The organism is Undibacterium sp. Di27W, from assembly GCF_049340345.1.
Lineage (GTDB): Bacteria > Pseudomonadota > Gammaproteobacteria > Burkholderiales > Burkholderiaceae_D > Undibacterium.
This window is the reverse complement of sequence record NZ_JBMPOS010000002.1, coordinates 259,858-280,152: the sequence shown is the minus strand read 5'-3', so window position 1 is coordinate 280,152 and position 20,295 is coordinate 259,858. Positions and strand designations below refer to the sequence as shown.

The window sequence follows — 20,295 nt, the reverse complement described above, 5'->3', positions numbered from 1 at the left end:
CTGCGCAACCTAGTGAACTGTCACAGTCAAAGTAAAGTGCCTGCCACCTGCGCGTCGACCATGGCTGTCTTGCAAATGCGCTCGATGTTGCTATCGATACGCCTGAGCGTTGAGCTTGCCTTGGTTCGCCGGGCAGGTACCCGGTATCTTCGCTTTCACTGTTACTGCCCACTAGCCTATTAAACAGCGCCGGACATTGTCTTTACCAAATGCAAATATCATTTGGTGGAAATATATTAGTAATATATTTTATAAATATCTAGACCAAATTTCACAAAACCAGAAAATTGGGCATTTATTTAGCAGGACGGAATTTTAAGTTTAAAAAGTAGAAACAGAAAGAATATAGTTTTGAAAAGTTGTAAAGATACGTAACAAAAAAATCCTCTAAATTATGAGAAATTCACATTCCCAGATTTGATATTCTTGATTGACAGAAATCGGCTACAAATTTATGATTACTTTCATGCCTACATTTTCTATATCTCTTTTGCATGCTATCCAACATCAGTCACATCGCTGGCTGGGAGAGCTATTGCTTGGATGAATGTTAAGCCCCATCACTAAGAAAGCCCTCTCAGCCTGCACAGAGGGCTTTTTTATTTCCGCTGCAAAAGATCAGAACCTGGTGCGCAGCGGTCATGTTGCAATGCAATGATGGAGTGAAATATGGAATTAAGAATAGAAGAACAAAGTCGTGGAGTAAGAATTTTAGTGGGCGATGAAGTCAGGGAAAGACGCCGCCTCTTAAACGCCCTGATCGATATCGCGCAAGCAAATGATTTCAATGAAATCATGCTGCCCTCACTGGAACCGGCAGCTATCTACATTGATAAGGCTGGCCCTGAAGTGTTATCGCAAATGTATGTCTTCCCGGATAAAAAAGGCCGGTCACTGTGCCTGCGCCCCGAAGCGACGGCCACGATACAACTGCTAGCCGATAAACACTACAAGCAAAAGAAGAATCTCAAGCTTTGGTATTTCGAGCGTTGCTGGCGCTATGAGAAACCACAGGAAGGGCGTTACCGCGAATTTTTCCAGTTTGGTGTCGAAATCATCAATCCTGATAATCCTTCCTGTCGTGAAGAGTTGCTGGCCATGGCTGAACAAATGGTGGCTTTGAAAACCGGTGCTTATGAAGTTGCCAGCTCAGTCAAACGTGGGCTGGATTATTACACTGAGGCTGGTTTTGAAATTTCTGTCCCTGCACTCGGTGCACAAAAGCAGGTCGTCGGCGGTGGCAGCTACAAGCAGGGTATAGGATTTGGTCTGGGTTTTGACAGACTGATGTTGTGCAATAAATAAAATCCATGCACAAGAAGGGGTTGGCGCGCGACTTGCGCTGCCAGCCTCTCTTCCGTTTCGTCCCCACTTATCCTCGCAAACGACCGTTAGACCCGGTCAAGTTACTGTTAGTCGCAGCGGACTATTACCCTGTAAAAGTGCCTGCTATTCTGCCTCCATGGATGAAGATCATCATCCTGCAGACAGGAGAGAAAAATGACTACGCCAACAGAAAACACTTTGGTCACCCTTGAAACAACCACTAACAGGAGCGATAACATGAACAGCACAAACAACAACCCAGTCCTGGACTTTGTCAAAAACCTGGCAGACACGCTGGCTTTTGTAGGTCGCCATGCTTTTGACTGGGTAATACAGGCATCCTGGAAAAAACTATTACTGACTTCTTTGCTGACTTTGCTCACTGGCGGCATATTGCATTTATCATCACTGGCAAATGGCCTGGTGTTTGGCGCTATCATCGTCAAATTATTTGCTAACAAAAACAATACAGCAACAAACCCTCAAACTGAATAAGCCGCTTTGAAAGCATAAGCGGCGAATGGAACTGTTATGAAACATCGCGACGATAACAAGGTACTCGACCTGATCATGGATATCACCGATACGGTGACCGTGATCTGGTGGAAGTTCTTTGACTGGCTGGCGGTGGTACCCTGGTCATCTTTACTGGCCATCTCGCTGGTTGCCATGATAGTAGGTGGAGCCCTGGGTCTGGGTGGCCTGATGCCCGGGCTGGTGTTCGCCTCCTGCATTATCAAAAGCCTGGCAGGCGGCAAGCGCAGTGCAGAGATCGCCGCCACTGCAGCGGCAACCCGTGCCGATGTGGAAGCACTGGAACGCAGATTGCTGGAAGCAGAAATGGCAGCGCTGCAAGCGCAGATAGAGCCACATTTCCTGTTCAATACCCTGGCCTTGATAGGCCAGTTGATAGAAACCAATCCAGCCCAAGCCACGACTGTGCACCAGCACCTGATCAAATACCTGCGCTCGGCCATGCCACAGATGCGTGACAAGGGTAATGGCAAGCTGGGCCTGCAAATAGAGATGTGCCGTGCTTACCTCAACATCATGCAGGCGCGCATGCAGGAGAGGCTGACTTACCAGATAGACTTGCCATCCGAACTGGAATTCTTGCCCTTCCCTTCGATGATGATACAAACCCTGGTAGAAAACGCCATCAAGCATGGCCTGGAACCCAAGACCATAGGCGGTCATATCGGCATCAAGGCACAAATCACTGAGGGACAATTACTGGTCGAAGTCACAGACAATGGCATGGGCTTTGACATGCACGCCGATGATGGCATGGGCCTGACAAACATACGTGAACGACTGAAAGTGCTGTATTCAGGCAAGGCCCAGCTGGTCATAGAAGCACCACAGACTGGCGGTGCCATCGTCGGCATCTTGGTACCTGTAGACAGCAAGGCATAAGCCTATTATTCTCTAAGACTTACACAATCAATAACAGGTAAGAGCATGTCCGCCACAGCAATGATAGTCGATGATGAAAGCCCGATGCGCGATCAGCTACGCGCACGCCTGCAACAAGTCTGGCCAGACTTATCCATCATTGCCGAGGCTGCCAATGGCATAGTCGCCATCGAGCAGGCAGAAGAACTGCATCCCGACATTATCTTCCTCGACATACGTATGCCAGGCAAGAATGGCATAGAAGCTGCCAGCATCCTGGCCAAGCAGGCGCTAGTGGTGTTTGTGACTGCCTATGATGAATATGCAATACAGGCTTTCGAACGTGGTGCGATGGATTATCTCTTGAAGCCAGTAGAAGCTGACAGACTGGCAGGCACTTGCGAGCGACTGAGAGAACGATTGCAGCAGCGCCAACAAGAAAAAAACGCACCCACCACTGCCGCCAGCGACCAGGCCAAACAGGTAGAACAAATGCTGACGCAATTAATGCAGCAGCAAGGCCAGAAGCGTGAATACCTGCGCTGGATACAAGCTAGCGTAGGTGCCAGCCTGCGCATGGTCAGTACCAAGGAAGTCTTGTTTTTCCGCTCCGATGAAAAATACACCCTGGTACAGACTGAGCAGGTTGAATACCTGATACGCAAATCACTGAAAGAGCTCGAAGACGAACTCGACCCCAAAGAATTCTGGCGCATCCACCGCTCCACCCTGGTGCGCGTTTCTGCGATTGCCGAAGTCACCCGCGATTTTCGTGGCCGCCAGCTGATAGGCTTGAAAGGCCATGCAGAGAAACTGGAAGTCAGCCGTAATCACACACATTTGTTCCAGCAAATGTAGTATTCGGCTCAGAATGATCTTTGCTCAAACCTGATATTCAACACTGATATCTTTCCATTCACCAGCTTGTGTACATGCTTGCTACCGAATGAAAAACTCTTCTTCAACACGATTATTCAAATGTAAAAATTTGAAATAAATCTACTCCGGCATGTCAGCTTTTCCGATACTTCCAGCTTATAAAAGATACTTACAAAGGTATTTTTACTTTGCCAAGGAAGCCTGACATGTTCCAGACACCATTAACCACCCGCAGCACTTCAGCGGAAGCACAACTTGCATCTATCAGCGCCGCCTTTCCCAAGCGCAGTATGAAAATACTCGCAACCGGAAAACAGGGGGTGCTGATGTTGATAGGTCTGTCCATGACCGGGCTGCTTTTTCTGGTCGGTCTGATCTATATGACGGTGCCGGATTTCCTGTATGACTACAAAGTATCCAAAGACCCTGTCGTGGATGAACGCGCAGAAATTCACGGCAGCTGCAAAAGCCGCAAAGTGATCTTTATTGACTGCGATGTCAAAATCCGTTATCTGCCAACACCACAAGACAGCGTAGCGCAGGAGATCAAGCACAGCTTCTGGTTTGTCAGCTTCCAGCCATCCATGTCCACAGTAGCCGTCAGATCCAGATCCAACCCCAGCATGATCACGACGACCATGGCGACCGAACATATCACCAACCGCTTTTTCATGATACTGACTTTTGCCCTGCTATTTGGGTTTATTACTTTCGGTTGCCTGTACGCCGCCTGGTTAAGCAATCTCTTTAATCGCCTGATACAAACAAAACCGGGCCTGTTACCTGTGATGGTTAAAGTCAAAGACATACAAAACGAACGTACCGTGTACTTTGAAACCGATATAGATGGCGTGAAGAAAAAACTCCGCCACATCATGCGCAAGAAAGAAGGCCCGCTTTTCCTGCCGCATCAACAAGATATGGCACTGGCAGTCAGGCTCGCTGGCACACCCCATGTCGTCATACTCAATGATGATCTGACGACACTCGATTTTACGGAGCAGGAAAGAAGTACACTGAGAGTAGCAATTGCAGCTTGAGTTAACGTACTGAACAAGAGTTTGCATGCATTTTGCATATGCATGCGAACCAGCAAGCAATGATCCTCTCCTAACTCATCCCGGCGGCAGTGCTGTGCTGGATACAGGCCAGCCTGCGCATGGTCGGCACCAAGGAAGTTTCGTTTTTTATTTCAATGCAAAATATAACCTAGTGCACGTCTCTATAATTGCCTAAGTCACCTGTGATTTCCGTGGCCGCCAGCTGATAGGCTTGAAAGGCCATGCAGAGAAACTGGAAGTCAGCCGCAATCACACACACCTGTTTCAACAGATGTGACTTTCACTTGGTGAGATTCTCATCTACCTTGAAGTAGATTTTGACAGGTGCCAGATCTGGCGCTTTTTTCTGGTAAGGATAATGAAATAACTCAGCCGCCAGACGCCCGTTGTTGGCGCTGGGTACCAGCATGACATCCGAGCCTTTGGCGATGCCAAAATAATTTTTCTTGTCACAGGCGTCGAAGGGAGTAGCCGGCCCCCACGCCAGAGGGCAAGCTGTCTGCCATACGACAAAGCCTTGCCAGTTGAGTATATTGCTGCGGCACTCCATCCCAAAACTGCGCACGGAAAAAGTCAATATTGAGGTATAGCCATTCTCCCCTTTTAAAGTCAGATAAGCTTTATATTGTCTGGGGCTGAGCTGTTCTTCCTCAAACTCTACACTGGCCTTGGTGCCACTGCAATCGAGCTCCATGGGTTTGGGTGCTGCAGCAAAAGCTGCCACCGCATAGATGCTGAAACATAGAAAACATAAAAACTTTTTGATAGCCAAACTCATTTTGATATAGCCTCACTTTTTCTTGAGCGTTTTATGCTGCGGGATAATTTACGTATATCTGCATCTGTATCATATGCCAGTTCTTCAAGAATATCGTCGGAAAGCACAGCATTGCCATTCAGAATCTCCAGTAAATCCCTTCTGTGTAAAGCGCAATTCATGCTGTAGTACATGGCTTCCAGCGGTGCCTTGCAATCAGCCCCTGGATTCGCTTTGTAGATGGCAATGATGCCTTGTACCAGCAGATGCACTTCATCAAAATTCTTTGCTCGCCCTATTATTTCCACCAACATTTCAGCATCCCCGGCCTGATAGTTACTGACGAGCAGGTGCAGGTACTCACACGGGATTCTCTCTTCCCGCAATTTTTTCAAAGCCAGGGCGCGGATGTCATCACCAGAAAAATGGCTGAGCGCAAGCACTGCATTATTCACTGCTCTAGTTTGATGATTTTTTTGGCCACTCGCAATTTTTAGCAAAGGCGCGTAATCAAAAGGGAACTTGGTCGCATAGAAAAAACGTAGATACTTGAATTTCCTGAGCTTGTCTTTTTCATCAAGAAAATTTCTGGCAACCGTGACTATCTCTTGCTGGCTCATCCTCCGCGTACGTTCAAAGCCAAACCCGGCGCGCTTATTTGGACGATTGATAATCTCTTCCACATCGCTCACTGTATAAGCTGAAGGCACTTTTCGGCGTGCACGTTTGAGGGGCTCGATAGAAGATATTAATTTGAAATAGTTATGGATGTAAGGATTATTTTTAGCGGCATTTTCAAACTCTGCAAAGACATCAATCGATGGATTGGCCTTTTGAAAATCATCTATATCCCAACGATACTCATACCACGCCCATTCATCTTCTGAGAGCCTGCCTATCTTGTCAGCCAGCCTGAATAATCCTTGCAATCCATCCATTTTCAAGATTTGTTCTTCACCACAAAGCTCATAATCATCTTGAAAAGACTTGTCGAAGCGCTCAAGAAAAATATCTCTGGCATGAAGATTCCCATCCTGATGGAAATGCAGGGCAAGGTCACACAGTTGAGCCAAATTGCAAACCCCAGATTTTTTATTTTTAAGCTTTTGAAGTATCGTTTTTTCTATCAAGACTCTGTTCTTGGCACGTCTGATTAATGGATACAAATAATTGGCTCGACTGCCTTCACATGGAGCATCATTTGCGAGATTTTTGGCGGATGCCGCAATGAGTTCCTTGGAAAAATCCAACTGAGGATACGTCTTCAAAAGCAGCATCGCTCTACCTGTACCCAGGGTCAGGGAATGGAAAAACTGCTTTTGCAGTTCTGTGGTTTCAGTTGGTATTAATGAAATCTGTTTTTTCACGTATAAGTATAGAGGGGTAATGGCCTGGGACAGGCCGACATTGATGGGTTTTTTCAAACTATAACAGAACAGGGATAATGTTCAGCAAATCTGCATGAACTTGACTCAGCTGTGGCCCGCCATATCTTTCTTACTACACGAGCAAGAACACTGCTCTGGAATTCACATACCCTTGAATCTGTATCGGTAACGCTGGCTGACTGGCAGGCGGGCGCTGTGCTCGCGCAAGCTCAGCCACAATGCAGCATCGGCATCGCGATTGACGCTGGCAATGCGTTTGACGGCAACCAGATAAGCGCGGTGAATTTGCCAGAAGCCTGCGTCTTCCAGTGTATCGGCCAGCTCTTTCAAAGGGATGCGTATGTGCGCTTCGATTTTGTCTGTGACTACCCGCGTATATTTCAACTCGGCGCAAAAATAGATGACCTCGCTGAGATCGATAAAGTGGATGGTATTGCCAACTGCTGCCTGCAACCAGGCTGGAGATTGCGCTTTTTTTTGCGGTTTTTCCTGTATTTTCTGCATGAAGTTGCTCAGATCCGGTGGTGGTGTCCCCAAGCGTTCACGCACCCTGGTGATGGTGCGAGCCAGCCTGGCGGGGCTGCTGGGCTTCACCACATAATCGAGCGCGCCTTCTTCAAAGGCGGCGATGGCATGCTCCTGAAATGCGGTAACAAAGACGACATGGGTGCGTGCTGCAAAAGCTTTGGCAACTTCCAGGCCGTTCAGGCCGGGCATGCGTATATCCAGAAACGCCACATCCGGCGACATTTCTCTGGCCAGCCTGAGTGCTTCAAAACCATCGCTGGCTTCAGCCACGATTTCGGCTTCTGGCCATAGCAGGGCCAGCGATTCGCGCAATTCTGCCCTCAGCAAGGGTTCATCATCGGCGATCAGCAGGCGTGGTCTTCTGTCGGGATTATTCATGGTTCACTTCAGAGTGCAAATTCAATGACAAATGCAATGGCAAAATCAGTTCTGCCACGGTGAGCTGACTGGCTTCCGTGCGCAATTCAAAGCTTGCCTTGTCGCCATACAGGGCATGCAGGCGCTGGCGCAGATTGCGCAAACCTACGCCACTCCCCAGAACTTTTTGTTCCAGCCCTGCGCCATCATCACTGACGGTAATGTAGAGGCTTCCTGCCTGTTCGCGCGCCTGCAGCAAGATTTTCACTTGCCCAGGCTGACATTCAACGCCATGCTGCACCGCGTTTTCGACCAGTGACATCAGCATCATGGGCGGTAAAATTGCATCATTCAAACTGGGTAAAAAATCAAACTGAAAATGCAGGCGCTCGCCAAAGCGTATTGCCATCAGCGCCAGATAATGTTCCGCCAGTTCAAACTCCCTTTCCACGGTAGACATGGGGCTACGTAAATCAGGTAGGGCACTTTGCAGATAGGCGATCAGGTGGTCCAGCATCTGCACGGCTTTTTCTGGATCATGGCGTGCCAGGTAACGGCTATTGGCCAGCGTATTATAAAGAAAATGCGGTTCGACCTGGGCTTGCAAGGCCTTCAACTCTGCTGCCAGCGCCAATTGTTTCAAATTGGCGATCTGCAAGTCACGTGACTGGATCTGCACCCGCCATAACGGCCATCCCAGCAATACGCCACTGAACACGATGGTACTGGCAAAAGCCTGCAAAGTATTCAAACCATGCAGCTCATGAGCATCTACCCACCAGTGATACGTGCGTACTGCCAGCCAGACTGTCAATGCGGTGAGCGATAACAAACAACACCATATCCACAGCCAGTTGCGGCATTTGCTGAATAGTCGCAGACTGAGCAGCAGCGTCCATGACGTCATACATAAAGGGAAAGCCAGTAAGCCAAACAAGCCCAGCCAGGCATGGGCCTTCCATCGTATCGCTAGCAGATTCACTCCCACCAGCATGCATATGCTGAGCAGGAACTGTGATCTTGAAAAGCCCAGCATATTAAACACTACCGATGCAGCGTCGCTGTCTGGCATGCTGAGGCTATACTTTTCAGATGATCTGGTCCACAGCACGTGCTTGCCTGCTGTAGCCAGGGTATGCAGCAAAGCCAGCTTCATAAACTGGGTTTAGTCGGCAAGGATTTGGACGGCTTCATTTTATCGACAGGTACGTCCGCGCCTACCACTTCCAGTGTCAAGTCATCCAGCCAGACCTGGCCTTTACCGTCATCAATGACACCAAAAGCAATGGCTTTGGCATCGGCAGGTACATCCAGCACCACGCTGCGTAATTGCCAGTCTGTCGTACCTTTGATGGGTTTGTCTTCACTATTATAAAAATGGTAGTCTGACTTTGACTTCGTATCAATACGCATCCACAAACCGGCCCAGCCATCCACATCCTTGGTTTTTACCCTGGCCTGGAAACGCACACGCTTGTTGAGATACTGATCCGCAGCGATCATTTGCATCAGCGTGCCCCAGCTTTGATCGTCACCACTGACATAGCGAATAAACTTGCTGCCTTTACCACTAATTGTTTGGCTGCGGTCGAGACCAATCTGGTAAGACTTCGGTGTTTCACCGGCCAGGTCCCACGGTGTGGCCAATTTTTCTACGGATTCTGCGGCCAGCGCATATAAGGACGTAGCAGCGAGTACTGACAAAATAATAAATCCCGGTTTCATGTTTTCTCCTTTTCATGACGACTTGTCATGTTGTCACTTTGCCAGAGAAAAATACGCTCATGGCTTGCTTGCGACAAGCGCATGATTTTAGCGATAAACGCGTCTGCAACAAGATAAAAGATGCACCCTTTTCACATTCCACCAGTAAACCTGCCTGTTTGATGGAAGCAGGTGACGGACTCGGGATGCAATCTGGCTTTTCAACCTGCCGCTTCTGCCAGTTGATGGGCCAGCCGGTTATGTTTTTCCATCACTACTGGTAAATCTATGGATGTGATATTCCCATCACGAACGACTACCCTGCCATTGATGATGCTATATGCCACATCTGAAGGCGTGCAAAAGACCAGGGCCGCGACCGGGTCATGCCAGGCACCGGCATAGCCTATCTGCTTGAGGTTGAACATGACGATGTCGGCCGACATACCGGGTTTGAGTGCGCCTATGTCGTCGCGGTTGAGTACCTTGGCACCACCCAGGGTCGCGACTTCCAGCGCCTGTCTGGCTGTCATGGCGTCAGGGCCAAAGCCCACACGTTGCAGGAGCATGGCTTGCCTGACTTCGCCCAGCATGTGGCCAGAATCATTCGAGGCGCAACCGTCGACACCGAGGCCGACACTGACACCGGCATCCAGCATCTTGCGTATAGGTGCAATGCCGGATGCCAGGCGCATATTCGAACAGGGGCAATGGGCAATGCCAGTGCCTGTGCGGGCGAACATATAGATGCCATCGTCATCGAGCTGCACACAGTGCGCGTGCCAGACATCATGGCCTACCCAGCCGCAATCCTCGGCATATTCTGCCGGGGTCATATTGAACTTCTCACGGCTGTAGGCGATGTCATTGGCATTTTCTGCCAGGTGAGTATGCAGTGAGACGCCATAGCTGCGCGCCAGTGTTGCTGATTCACGCATGAGATCGCGTGAGACAGAAAATGGCGAGCAGGGTGCAACGACGATGCGTTGCATGGCGTGGCGGCTGCTGTCGTGATAAGTCTCTATCAGGCGCTGGGTGTCGCGCAAGATGCTGGCTTCGTCTTCCACCACCCGGTCTGGTGGCAAACCACCTTTTGACTGGCCCACACTCATGGAACCACGCGCCGCATGAAAGCGCATGCCTATCTCTTGTGCGGCTTGCAGGCTGTGATCAAGCTGGCAGCCATTTGGGTAGATGTAGAGATGATCACTACTCGTTGTACAGCCTGACAAGATCAGCTCTGCCATGGCGGCCTGGGTCGATACCTGCACCATCTCTGGTGTCAGGTTGGCCCAGATAGGGTAGAGGTTGGTCAGCCAGTTGAACAGCTCACCATTTTGCGCCGCAGGTATGACGCGCGTGAGGCTTTGGTACATATGGTGATGGGTATTGATGAGGCCGGGCATGACGACATGGTCAGTCGCATCGATGATTTCGTCAGCAGTCTGTGGCAAGTCTGCACTGAGACCCACCTGCGCAATGACATTGTCGATGATGTATACCGCACCATTGCTGATTTCACGGCGCGTGTCGTCCATGGTGACGACGACGCGGGCATTTTTGATAAGTAGGCTGGCCATAACAAATAAAATAAGAAATAAAATAACAGAGAAAATTAATGGTCGGAACTGTGGGCCGCCGCCATGGCAAATGCCTTGGCTTCCGACTCAGCACCCTGACCGTTGAAAAACAGATTGAGTGTCACTGCCGCGATGGTGGCCAGCAAAATGCCGCTATCGACTATCGTGCCCAGCCAGTGCGGCAAGTGCGAGAAAAACTGCGGTGCTACAAGCGGTATCATGCCCGCCCCTATGCTGACGGCAACGATGAACAGGTTATGACGCTGGTGATTGAGCCCGGCATTGCCGAGTATCTTGATACCAGTGGCGGCCACCATGCCAAACATGACTATGCCTGCACCGCCGAGTACGTACACAGGTATCGATGCCGCCACATGTGCCATTTTGGGGAACATGCCAAACACCACCAGGATCACACCCGCAGCAGCGCAGACATAACGGCTGCGCACACCTGTGACACCGACCAAACCTATGTTTTGTGAAAACGAGGTGTAAGGAAAAGTATTGAAGACACCGCCTATGACTGTGCCCAGACTGTCTGCCCGCAAGCCATTTGCCAGTTCTTCATTGCTGATGCGCTTGCCTGTGAGCTCAGACAGGGCGAGGAACATGCCTGTCGATTCCACCATCGTGACTATCATGACCAGGCACATGCCTATAATGGCTCCCAGGTCAAAAGTCGGCATGCCATATTGAAACGGCATGATGAAGGCAAACCAGCCAGCGTCACCCAGACCATCAAAACTGACCTTGCCCAATACCAGCGAAACCACAAAGCCCAGCACCATGCCGAGCAAGACCGAGATATTGCCCAAAAAACCGCGCAAATAACGTGTCATGAGCATGATAGAGACCAGCACAAAGAATGCAATCGCCAGGTTCTCAGGCGCACCATAATTGGGATTGGGCTGCATGGACTTGCTGGCCGCATCAAAAATCATCGGTTGCCCACCCGCTGCCCAGTTGATGCCCACGCGCATGAGGGTAATGCCGATGACGGTGATGATGGTGCCGGTAACGACAGGTGGAAAAAACCTGACAGCCCGGCTCATGAAGGGGGTGATGATGAGACCAAAAATACCGGAGGCGATGACCGCCCCATAAATGCTGAGTATGCCCAGATTGGGGTTACCCGCCATCGCCACCATGGGGCCTACTGCCGCAAAGGTGACACCCATCATGACAGGCATGCGTATGCCAAATTTCCAGATGCCCAGGGCTTGTATCAGGGTCACCAGGCCGCAACAGAATAAATCGGCATTGATGAGGAAGGCGATCTGGTCTTTGGGTAGGTGCAGGGCACCGCCGATAATGAGAGGCACGGCTATCGCCCCGGCATACATCACCAGCACGTGCTGTATGCCCAGAGTGAATAATTTTGCTGCTGGTAGCTTTTCATCTACCGGGTGTATCGCTGTTTGCATCGTCTCTTCCTTGCTTGATGGTTTGGTTTTTTTGACACATCACTGCTGGATTCTCTGACGGAATTCTTTGTCAGTGATGGCTGGAAATGCACATACTGAGCTGCTAAAGATTTAAGCGACTGGTAATCGAGATGAGGGGGAAATGCATCATGTGCAAAACTCCTGGTTTGCCTTCCTGACGATGGTGTCGTCAGGAAAAGCGGCTACAAATACAGCCGAAACATAGTGTCCGACTGCGCTTTTTACTGCTGCCTGACGAAATGCATCCTCCATGAACTGGAAGAAGACATCTCGTCAGGATTGATCTGCGTCGTAAAAAAATGCCGGTGAAAGCATATTCTTGCGTCGCCTCAAACCATGCAGCGCTATCAAGCGCAAACATGGCAGCAGGCTCAAGCTCAGTCTTGGTCCTGCATCAGGTCTTCATTGCGAAGCTGATGCAGGCAATACTGAAAGTGGCGCCAGAAATCCTGGTTGTTGAACTGAAAAACTAGACCTCTCAACACAGAGGCACAGAGACACAGAGAAAAGCATGAGAAATCTTTATTCTTTTGATTTTCTCTGTGAACCTCTGTGCCCCCTCTGTGGTGTAGCAGGGAATTCATGCGGCATGCCGCATGCCTGCGTAACGAAGGCTTCTTGCAAGAAGCCTTTCCCTCCTCTGTGGTGAGCTTTAAGGTCTTAAGATTTCCCCTTAAAATTCCTTAAAAAATCGAGCAAGATTTGTGCCGAGACTTCTGCGTCGTCGGCGCTCATGGTTTCCAGCGGGTTGTGGCTGATGCCACCATTACCGCAACGGGTGAACAGCATGGCCACATCGGTCATCTTTGCTATCGCCATGGCATCGTGGCCTGCGCCTGATGGCAATTCAAAGGCGGGCAAACCTGCCCTTTGCGTGGCTGCTGCCAGTTGCTGCATCAGCCATGGGGCACAAGGCGCTGCCGGGGCTGATACGGCTTTGACTATATTGACTTCAATATTGCGGCGCTGGCAGATGGCGTCTATCTTTGCCAGGATGTCATTCACCGCGGCATCGCGGGTAGCATCGTCAGCGGCGCGGATATCGAGCGAAAGATTGCAGGAGCCGGGTATCACATTGACTGAACCATGCGGCACCTGTAACTGGCCTACGGTGCCAACCAGGGACGTTCCATTGGCGCAACGCTGTTCTACATACAAAATGATTTCTGCTGCAGCAGCGGCAGCATCCTTGCGCATGCTCATGGGTGTGGTGCCAGCGTGGCTGGCGACACCTTTGAGTTGCACCTGATAGCGACAACTGCCGGCGATGGAAGTGACGATGCCCACCGGCAGGTCACGGCCCAGCAAGACCGGGCCTTGTTCTATATGCACTTCTACATAGCCCAGGATTTGTGCAGGGTCACGCGCTATGGCCGGGATTTGTTTGACATCATGCCCGGCGGCAGTCAGTGCTTCACGCATGCTGATGCCGTCTGCATCGGTCTTGTCCAGCAAGGCCAGGTCGAACTGGCCGATGACGGCATTACTACCGAGGAAGGTGCTTTTGAAACGCACGCCTTCTTCTTCAGAAAAGCCGATGATTTCGAAATTGAAGGGCAGTTTTTCATTCCTGTCGTTCAGGTGCTTGACGATGGCAATGGGCAGCAGGATGCCTTCACGGCCATCGTATTTGCCGCCATTGCAGACGGTGTCATAGTGGGAGCCGGTCAGCAGGGTCTTGGCGTCGGTTGCATCAGACAGGTAGCGACCTACCACATTGCCGACCGCATCGATATGCACATGCATGCCAGCTTCGCGCATCCAGGCCGCCAGTTGCTCTGCGGTTTTTTGGTGCGCGGCTGTCATGTAGGCACAGGTCAGGCCATCTTCATCATCGCTCCAGGCAGCCAGGGTTTCTGACCATTGCATGATGGTGTTGCCAAATTGCAGGGTGTGTTCGAGCAAATCATTCAGGCGCAGTTCGGCGATGCGGCCTATCTGGCGCAGACATTCTGCCAGCTCATCTGCCCGCTGGTTTTTAAAACGGCGCTGGAAAGTGGCGATGATGGCTTCCCGCGTAAAACCCTTGCCATCCGGCCCTTTGACGGCGAGGATGAAGGGGAAACCAAATTTGCTGTTGTAGTCGGCATTGAGCTTGTGCAGTATCGCAAATTCTTCAGGGCTGCAATTGGTCAGGCCCGCCTTGGCCTGTTCACCTGTTGACTCTGCCGTCAATTCTCCGGCGATGGCGGCCTTGCCTGCCAGCTCGGGGTGGGCACGGATCAGGCCCAGCTGTTCTGCCTCTGTCGCCTGGCTGACCACGGTTTGCAAGGCCAGCTTGAGCGCCGTGATGCTGGCAAAGGGGCGACTGTCGGCTGCCCGCTCGGGTATCCAGGGTGAATGCTCATAGATACCGTGCAGAATATGCACAAAGTCTTGCGGGCTACAGTGGTTCAGGTGGTCCAGAGTTGTCGTCATAATTGCTCAGGCCTTGTGCCTGTTATTTGTACGTATTCATTAATGTGACCGGTGTTGTCCCGGCATGATGATGAAGCTTAAGCCCAATTCTGGCCTGCAATGTGCTGCTGTCGTCATGATCTGTATATCTTCGATAGTATATTGATAGACTGCTGGCAGTATAAGATTTAGCTGATAGCACATTTCAAGTCATCAATATAGGAGATCAGTATGGGAAAGCTCAGTACACATGTGCTGGATATCACCGTTGGCAAACCCGGCGTGGGTGTGCAGGTGGAGTTGTATGCCGTCAATGCAGGCGAGAAAACCCTGCTGAAGACAGAAACCACCAATAATGATGGCCGCTGCAACGCGCCCTTGCTGGAAGGTGACAGCCTGAAGCCCGGCCTGTATGAGCTGGTATTTGCAGCAGGTGATTATTTTGATAAGCAAGGTGTAGACCTGCCCAGCCCCAAATTCATAGACCGCGTGACCCTGGCTTTTGGCGTGGCTGATGCCAGCCAGAATTACCATGTGCCGCTGGTGGTATCGCCATGGGCTTACTCGACTTACAGGGGTAGTTAAGCCCCTGCGCCGTTCAGGATTATTTGGACATCAGCGATTTGGCTGCCTGGGCTATCTGCTCACGCAGCCATCTGTGTTCTGGCGAATGATGTACGCGTTCATGCCAGAGCTGGTAAAAGCGCAGTGGCGGGAATTTGATGGGGATGGAAAAAGTCTTCAGTTGCAGGCTTTTTTCATAAAAGCTCAGGTATTGCTTGCCCGTCGTCAGCACCATGTCTGACTGCGTCAACATATGTGGCATCAGGCCAAAGTAGGCGGATTCAACGACGACATTGCGGCGCAGATGCTGGCGTTCCAGATGGGCGTCGATGACGCCATGATAGCCGGACAAGAGTTGCGAAGGCGCGACATGCGGCAGACTCAGGTAGTCTTCCAGCGTCATGTCGTCAGTGCCGGTGCGCTTGGCATAAGGGCTGTCTGCACGCATGGCGCAGACGATGGGATCTTCAAAAAGCTTGGACAGGTGCAGGTGTTGCGGTGGTTCATCCCAGTTGGCGATGACGAGGTCAAGGTCACCGTCAGACAGGTGGCGCACATAATCAACTTCTGCTCCCAGACCATGGATGACGATGCGGCTTTTAGGTGATTCACGGCGCAGGCGCTCGACGACGCTGGGCAAAAATTGCACATGCAGGGAATCTGGCGCAGCGATGTGAAACGTCTTGCTTTCCTGCTGGGCGACGAAAGGGACTTTGCGTTCAAACAAGAGCTCGGTTTCATCGAGTATGCGTTTGGCAGGCTTGAGCAGGGTTTCACCATGCGGGGTAGGTACCATGCCGCGGCCACCACGCACCAGCAATTGATCACCAGTCAGCTCACGCAGTTTGCGTAGCGAGGCAGAAATCGAAGGCTGCGGCTGGTTAAGCTTTAAAGCCACGCGGGAAACGTTTTTCTCACTGAGCAAAAGATACAAAATGCGTATCAGATGCAGATCGAGATGATTGGGTAGTTGTGCCATGCTGATGCCTGTCTTCAAACGTATATCGAAATCTGTATTTTTAATATACTTCGTTTTCAATGAAGTTTGTAGGGAAAAAGTTTATCGTTACCAGACTTCACCAAGTTTTTTGCTATTGGTAGTACCTGCCCTTGTTTTAACTGCGGCAATAGGAGACATTTGCAGCAGATAGCTACAGGTTGTGGTTTTTTAGCACTAAGATCGTGAATCATGGTAGCGTAAGCTGCCAGAAATACCTGGTCGCAGCGGAGCTTCGGTTCGCGACCACTTTGGGATATTTTTATATCCCTCTCGTCTGAAGAGCCCCGCGGAGGCAGACGAGCTTCTAACATGAGAGAAAACATGGAAGCTTTTTTACTTGCGTATGGCACTGAGTGGCTGAACCTGATTGTCCGCTGGCTGCACCTGATTACCGGCATCGCCTGGATAGGTGCATCCTTTTACTTTGTCTGGCTGGACAATAATATCCGCCCGCCCAAGCCGGGTTCTGAACTGGCCAACAAGGGTGTGTCCGGTGAATTGTGGGCCGTGCATGGCGGTGGCTTTTATAACCCGCAAAAATACCTGATCGCCCCCAAGGAACTGCCGGAAGAACTGCACTGGTTCAAATGGGAAGCCTATGCCACCTGGCTGTCTGGCTTTGCGATGTTGTTTATCGTCTATTACTTCAATGCGTCTGCCATGATGATAGACAAGTCCGTCGCTGACCTGACGAGCTGGCAAGCCATAGGCATAGGCCTGGGCACGCTGCTGGTGGGCTGGACTGTGTATGACTTGCTGTGCCGCTCACCGCTGGGCAAACGTGAAGGCCTGCTGGGCATCATCATGTTTGTATTTATTGTGGCGGCAGCATTTGTGTTGTCGAAATTCCTCAGTGGCCGTGCGGCCTATATCCACGTTGGCGCGATGATAGGTACGATGATGGTCGGTAATGTGCTGATGCTCATCATCCCCGGCCAGCGCAAACTGGTCGAAGCCATGCAGCAGGGTAAATCGCCAGACCCCATTCACGGCCAAAAAGCCAAGCAGCGCAGCGTACACAATAATTACTTCACCCTGCCGGTGCTGTTCATCATGATCAGCAACCATTATGCAATGACGTATAACCATGAATACAACTGGCTGGTGCTGGCGACCATCATGGCGGCGGGTGTCTTGATACGTCATTTCTTCAACCTGCGCCACAAGGGCATTACCAACTGGGCTTACCCTGCGGCTGGTGTGACTTTATTGCTGGCAGTGGCAATTGCGATTGCACCAAAACCGCCAGCCAAAGTGGCAGCGCCTGACCCGGCCCTGTCGGCGGCAGAAGCAGAAAAGGCCCAGTTCACAAAAGTGCAGGGCATCATCCAGCAGCGTTGCGCCTCTTGCCATTCAGCCGCACCTACCCAACCTGGCTTTGCTACTGCGCCTGCTGGTATCAAACTCGATACGCCAGAGCTGATCAGGCAAAACGCAGTGAAGGTAAATTTGCAAGCCGTACAACTCAAGGCCATGCCTATAGGGAATATGACGCAAATGACGGAAGAAGAACGTGCAGTCGTCGGCGCCTGGTTCCAGGCTGGTGCCAAGTAAATCAATAAAATTTAGAAAGTACAAGACATGAATAACTACGAACAACTCGATGCCTGGGTAGACGCGCACTTTGATGAGCAGGTCAAGTTCCTGCAAGAACTGATACGTGTACCGACTGATACCCCACCTGGCAATAACACGCCGCATGCAGAACGTACCGCTGATCTGCTGCAAGACATGGGCATCAGCGCAGAAAAACATGCTGTGCCAGATAGCGAAGTCAAAGACGCTGGCCTGCAAAGCATCACCAACCTGCTGGTACGCCGCCAGTATGGTCCAGGCAAGACGGTGCTGCTGAATGCCCATGGCGATGTAGTGCCACCGGGTGAAGGCTGGACCAAGAACCCTTACGGCGGCGAAATAGAAAACGGCAATATCTATGGCCGCGCTACGGCTGTCAGTAAATGCGATTTCTCGACGTATACCTTTGCCCTGCGTGCACTGGAAGCGGTTGCCAAACCAACTGCAGGCACACTGGAATTATTGTTCACCTATGATGAAGAATTCGGTGGCGAAGTTGGCCCGGGCTGGATGCTCAAGCACAACTTGATCAAGCCTGACCTGATGATAGCCGCAGGTTTTTCTTACCAGGTCATCACTGCGCATAACGGTTGCCTGCAGATGGAAGTAACCGTCCACGGCAAGATGGCGCATGCAGCTATCCCTGACTCAGGTGTTGATGCCTTGCAGGCAGCAGTCAAGATTTTGAATGCCCTGTATGCGCAAAACACGCTGTACAAACAAGTCACATCGAAAGTCGAAGGCATCACCCATCCTTACCTGAATGTGGGCACGATAGAAGGTGGCACCAATACCAATGTGATCCCTGGCCGCGTGACATTCAAACTCGACCGCCGCATGATACCGGAAGAAAATCCGGCAGAAGTCGAAGCGACTTTGCGCAAAGTCATTAACGATACCGCGGCTGAATTGCCTGGTATCAGCGTCGATGTCAAACGCATCTTGCTGGCAAATTCCATGCGTCCATTGCCAGGTAATACACCTTTGGTAGATGCAATACAAAAACATGGTGGTGCGGTATTTGGTGAAGCGATTCCTGCTCTGGGTACGCCTTTGTATACCGATGTACGCCTGTTCTCGGAAGCAGGCATACCTGGCGTTATCTATGGTGCGGGGCCGCGCACTGTGCTGGAATCCCATGCCAAGCGCGCAGATGAGCGTTTGCATCTGGAAGATTTACGCAAAGCCACCAAGGTCATTGCGCGCAGTCTGGCGGATTTGCTGGTGTGATGTAGGGTGGCGTTCGTTGCATACCAATGAGAACACGGTATGCGACGAACACCGCAGGAGCGAAGAATTTGGGATTGCTGTTTATTGAGAGTGAAAGCAAGCCCGTATGATTAGCCTCAAGGCAAAGGAAATATCAAACAAGTCGTCGTCGCATGCGCATAGATCTTGCCTGCGGCATCGACGATACGGCCTTCTGCCGTGCCCACTTGTTTGCCCACCTGTATGACCTTGCCCTCAGCGCGTACAGGGCCAGTCTTGCTGTTCATGGCGCGTATCAGGTTGACCTTGATTTCCAGAGTGGTGTAACCGATACCGGCTGGCAGCATGGATTGCACGGCGCAACCAACGGCAGAATCGAGCAGGGTGCAGAAATAACCACCGTGTACGCTGCCCAGCGGGTTGTAATGCTGCAAACCCGGCGTGCCCTGGAAGACAATGCGGCCAGGCTCGCCTTCTACCGGAATGAAATCCAGGGTCTTGCCTATGTGGGCGACAGGGTAATCACCATTCAAGATGCCACGCAGGAAATCAATACCACTGACGGCTTTTAACTGTTCCAGGCTTAAGACGCCAGGTTCTGCCATGCGGGCGCGCACGGCGGCTTCCTGTTCTTGCCATTGCTGCAAGACTGTTGCTGGATCGCTGCTCATCATGCATCCTTTCTGGGGAATAAGATCATTTGGGTACAACGGAACAGGGCGATGGTCTTGCCCTCGTAGCTGACAATGGCATCCCAGACCTGGGTAGTGCGGCCCAGGTGTACGGCAGTGGCGATGGCGCTGATCTTGCCTTCACGGGCAGTACCGAGGTGGTTGGATTTCAACTCTACCGTGGTAAAGCTTTGCGCGCCTTCCGGCAAGCTGGCGACGCAGCCATAGCCGCAGGCGGTATCCGCCAGGGTGACCACGCTGCCCGCATGCAGATAGCCATTCGGGGCCAGTAAATGCGGCTGGACTGGCAATTCTGCGGTGACCTTGCCTTTTTCTACACTTAAGATATTGATGCCCAGGTGGCCGGGTAGGAATTTGGCACCGAACTGGTTCAGGCGTTGCGCCTGCTCTTGTGCTGCGATGCTGTCGACTGTGTCTGTTGTGCTCATGGCCTTCTCC

The 20,295-nt window shown here is 51.1% G+C and carries 19 protein-coding genes; 8 read left to right on the top strand and 11 right to left on the bottom strand.

All coding sequences use genetic code 11. The features are described from left to right. The first annotated feature begins 669 nt into the window (after nucleotides 1-669). The 5 genes from ACO0LF_RS06030 to ACO0LF_RS06010 all read left to right on the top strand — a co-directional run bounded on the left by ACO0LF_RS06030 (nucleotide 670) and on the right by ACO0LF_RS06010 (nucleotide 4,640). Complete coding sequence (locus ACO0LF_RS06030) at nucleotides 670-1,305, top strand: ATP phosphoribosyltransferase regulatory subunit (protein WP_423012918.1); 636 nt, start codon at nucleotides 670-672, stop codon at nucleotides 1,303-1,305. A gap of 258 nt (nucleotides 1,306-1,563) precedes the next feature. After that, nucleotides 1,564-1,821 (top strand): hypothetical protein, encoded by a 258-nt coding sequence (locus tag ACO0LF_RS06025; RefSeq protein WP_423012916.1) that lies wholly within the window; start codon nucleotides 1,564-1,566, stop codon nucleotides 1,819-1,821. Nucleotides 1,822-1,857: 36 nt separating this feature from the next. Continuing rightward, nucleotides 1,858-2,742 (top strand): sensor histidine kinase, encoded by an 885-nt coding sequence (locus ACO0LF_RS06020; RefSeq protein WP_423012914.1) that lies wholly within the window; start codon nucleotides 1,858-1,860, stop codon nucleotides 2,740-2,742. A gap of 45 nt (nucleotides 2,743-2,787) precedes the next feature. Next, nucleotides 2,788-3,579, top strand: a complete 792-nt coding sequence (locus tag ACO0LF_RS06015) for a LytR/AlgR family response regulator transcription factor (protein ID WP_423012912.1) — start codon at nucleotides 2,788-2,790, stop codon at nucleotides 3,577-3,579. Nucleotides 3,580-3,806: 227 nt separating this feature from the next. After that, on the top strand, nucleotides 3,807-4,640 hold the full coding sequence (locus ACO0LF_RS06010; RefSeq protein WP_423012910.1) for a hypothetical protein: 834 nt from the start codon (nucleotides 3,807-3,809) through the stop codon (nucleotides 4,638-4,640). 301 nt (nucleotides 4,641-4,941) lie between these two features. Here ACO0LF_RS06010 and ACO0LF_RS06005 read toward each other — a convergent pair whose 3' ends face one another. From ACO0LF_RS06005 to ACO0LF_RS05970, 8 genes are all read right to left on the bottom strand, one after another. Continuing rightward, a complete protein-coding gene (locus ACO0LF_RS06005) occupies nucleotides 4,942-5,439 on the bottom strand; it encodes a hypothetical protein (protein WP_423012908.1) in 498 nt (165 codons plus the stop codon). Next, the gene (locus tag ACO0LF_RS06000) at nucleotides 5,436-6,842 is read right to left on the bottom strand and encodes a hypothetical protein (protein WP_423012906.1); all 1,407 of its coding nucleotides are present in this window, start codon (nucleotides 6,840-6,842) and stop codon (nucleotides 5,436-5,438) included. Before ACO0LF_RS06000 ends, ACO0LF_RS06005 begins: the two co-directional genes overlap by 4 nt. 105 nt (nucleotides 6,843-6,947) lie before the next feature. Further along, the gene (locus tag ACO0LF_RS05995) at nucleotides 6,948-7,712 is read right to left on the bottom strand and encodes a LytR/AlgR family response regulator transcription factor (RefSeq protein WP_423012904.1); all 765 of its coding nucleotides are present in this window, start codon (nucleotides 7,710-7,712) and stop codon (nucleotides 6,948-6,950) included. After that, complete coding sequence (locus tag ACO0LF_RS05990; RefSeq protein ID WP_423012902.1) at nucleotides 7,705-8,847, bottom strand: sensor histidine kinase; 1,143 nt, start codon at nucleotides 8,845-8,847, stop codon at nucleotides 7,705-7,707. Before ACO0LF_RS05990 ends, ACO0LF_RS05995 begins: the two co-directional genes overlap by 8 nt. After that, entirely contained in the window at nucleotides 8,844-9,416 is a 573-nt protein-coding gene (locus tag ACO0LF_RS05985; RefSeq protein WP_423012900.1) for a transcriptional regulator, read from the bottom strand. The genes ACO0LF_RS05990 and ACO0LF_RS05985 overlap by 4 nt, the downstream gene beginning before the upstream one ends. Nucleotides 9,417-9,616: 200 nt before the next feature. Further along, nucleotides 9,617-10,975 (bottom strand): 8-oxoguanine deaminase, encoded by a 1,359-nt coding sequence (locus ACO0LF_RS05980; RefSeq protein ID WP_423012898.1) that lies wholly within the window; start codon nucleotides 10,973-10,975, stop codon nucleotides 9,617-9,619. A gap of 35 nt (nucleotides 10,976-11,010) precedes the next feature. After that, entirely contained in the window at nucleotides 11,011-12,399 is a 1,389-nt protein-coding gene (locus ACO0LF_RS05975; protein ID WP_423012896.1) for a nucleobase:cation symporter-2 family protein, read from the bottom strand. Nucleotides 12,400-13,080: 681 nt separating this feature from the next. After that, nucleotides 13,081-14,838, bottom strand: a complete 1,758-nt coding sequence (locus ACO0LF_RS05970) for an allantoate amidohydrolase (RefSeq protein WP_423012894.1) — start codon at nucleotides 14,836-14,838, stop codon at nucleotides 13,081-13,083. A gap of 210 nt (nucleotides 14,839-15,048) precedes the next feature. Between ACO0LF_RS05970 and uraH the strand changes: the two genes are divergently transcribed. Further along, nucleotides 15,049-15,402 carry a hydroxyisourate hydrolase gene (uraH, locus tag ACO0LF_RS05965; RefSeq protein ID WP_186954319.1) on the top strand — a complete coding sequence of 118 codons (354 nt, stop codon included), beginning with the start codon at nucleotides 15,049-15,051 and terminating at the stop codon, nucleotides 15,400-15,402. Nucleotides 15,403-15,421: 19 nt separating this feature from the next. Here uraH and ACO0LF_RS05960 read toward each other — a convergent pair whose 3' ends face one another. Continuing rightward, on the bottom strand, nucleotides 15,422-16,360 hold the full coding sequence (locus tag ACO0LF_RS05960) for a LysR family transcriptional regulator (RefSeq protein WP_110254977.1): 939 nt from the start codon (nucleotides 16,358-16,360) through the stop codon (nucleotides 15,422-15,424). Nucleotides 16,361-16,702: 342 nt separating this feature from the next. Here ACO0LF_RS05960 and ACO0LF_RS05955 point away from each other — a divergent pair, with 342 nt between their 5' ends. Both ACO0LF_RS05955 and ACO0LF_RS05950 read left to right on the top strand, forming a co-directional pair. After that, nucleotides 16,703-17,935: a urate hydroxylase PuuD gene (locus ACO0LF_RS05955; protein ID WP_423012892.1), complete on the top strand. Its 1,233-nt coding sequence runs from the start codon at nucleotides 16,703-16,705 to the stop codon at nucleotides 17,933-17,935. Between the two features lie 27 nt (nucleotides 17,936-17,962). Then, nucleotides 17,963-19,186: a M20 family metallopeptidase gene (locus tag ACO0LF_RS05950; protein ID WP_423012890.1), complete on the top strand. Its 1,224-nt coding sequence runs from the start codon at nucleotides 17,963-17,965 to the stop codon at nucleotides 19,184-19,186. A gap of 116 nt (nucleotides 19,187-19,302) precedes the next feature. Here ACO0LF_RS05950 and ACO0LF_RS05945 read toward each other — a convergent pair whose 3' ends face one another. After that, nucleotides 19,303-19,836, bottom strand: coding sequence for a PaaI family thioesterase (locus ACO0LF_RS05945; RefSeq protein ID WP_423013469.1), 534 nt, complete (start codon nucleotides 19,834-19,836; stop codon nucleotides 19,303-19,305). Next, nucleotides 19,836-20,285, bottom strand: a complete 450-nt coding sequence (locus tag ACO0LF_RS05940; protein WP_423012888.1) for a PaaI family thioesterase — start codon at nucleotides 20,283-20,285, stop codon at nucleotides 19,836-19,838. The genes ACO0LF_RS05945 and ACO0LF_RS05940 overlap by 1 nt, the downstream gene beginning before the upstream one ends. Nucleotides 20,286-20,295: the final 10 nt, after the last annotated feature.

Excerpts from the sequence above, each read along its gene's own strand:
- ACO0LF_RS06030 (WP_423012918.1), top strand. The coding sequence starts at position 670 with ATGGAATTAAGAATAGAAGAACAAAGTCGTGGAGTAAGAATTTTAGTG.
- ACO0LF_RS06025 (WP_423012916.1), top strand. The coding sequence starts at position 1,564 with ATGAACAGCACAAACAACAACCCAGTCCTGGACTTTGTCAAAAACCTG.
- ACO0LF_RS06020 (WP_423012914.1), top strand. The coding sequence starts at position 1,858 with ATGAAACATCGCGACGATAACAAGGTACTCGACCTGATCATGGATATC.
- ACO0LF_RS06015 (WP_423012912.1), top strand. The coding sequence starts at position 2,788 with ATGTCCGCCACAGCAATGATAGTCGATGATGAAAGCCCGATGCGCGAT.
- ACO0LF_RS06010 (WP_423012910.1), top strand. The coding sequence starts at position 3,807 with ATGTTCCAGACACCATTAACCACCCGCAGCACTTCAGCGGAAGCACAA.
- ACO0LF_RS06005 (WP_423012908.1), bottom strand. The coding sequence starts at position 5,439 with ATGAGTTTGGCTATCAAAAAGTTTTTATGTTTTCTATGTTTCAGCATC.
- ACO0LF_RS05995 (WP_423012904.1), bottom strand. The coding sequence starts at position 7,712 with ATGAATAATCCCGACAGAAGACCACGCCTGCTGATCGCCGATGATGAA.
- ACO0LF_RS05990 (WP_423012902.1), bottom strand. The coding sequence starts at position 8,847 with ATGAAGCTGGCTTTGCTGCATACCCTGGCTACAGCAGGCAAGCACGTG.
- ACO0LF_RS05985 (WP_423012900.1), bottom strand. The coding sequence starts at position 9,416 with ATGAAACCGGGATTTATTATTTTGTCAGTACTCGCTGCTACGTCCTTA.
- ACO0LF_RS05980 (WP_423012898.1), bottom strand. The coding sequence starts at position 10,975 with ATGGCCAGCCTACTTATCAAAAATGCCCGCGTCGTCGTCACCATGGAC.
- ACO0LF_RS05975 (WP_423012896.1), bottom strand. The coding sequence starts at position 12,399 with ATGCAAACAGCGATACACCCGGTAGATGAAAAGCTACCAGCAGCAAAA.
- ACO0LF_RS05970 (WP_423012894.1), bottom strand. The coding sequence starts at position 14,838 with ATGACGACAACTCTGGACCACCTGAACCACTGTAGCCCGCAAGACTTT.
- uraH (WP_186954319.1), top strand. The coding sequence starts at position 15,049 with ATGGGAAAGCTCAGTACACATGTGCTGGATATCACCGTTGGCAAACCC.
- ACO0LF_RS05960 (WP_110254977.1), bottom strand. The coding sequence starts at position 16,360 with ATGGCACAACTACCCAATCATCTCGATCTGCATCTGATACGCATTTTG.
- ACO0LF_RS05955 (WP_423012892.1), top strand. The coding sequence starts at position 16,703 with ATGGAAGCTTTTTTACTTGCGTATGGCACTGAGTGGCTGAACCTGATT.
- ACO0LF_RS05950 (WP_423012890.1), top strand. The coding sequence starts at position 17,963 with ATGAATAACTACGAACAACTCGATGCCTGGGTAGACGCGCACTTTGAT.
- ACO0LF_RS05945 (WP_423013469.1), bottom strand. The coding sequence starts at position 19,836 with ATGAGCAGCGATCCAGCAACAGTCTTGCAGCAATGGCAAGAACAGGAA.
- ACO0LF_RS05940 (WP_423012888.1), bottom strand. The coding sequence starts at position 20,285 with ATGAGCACAACAGACACAGTCGACAGCATCGCAGCACAAGAGCAGGCG.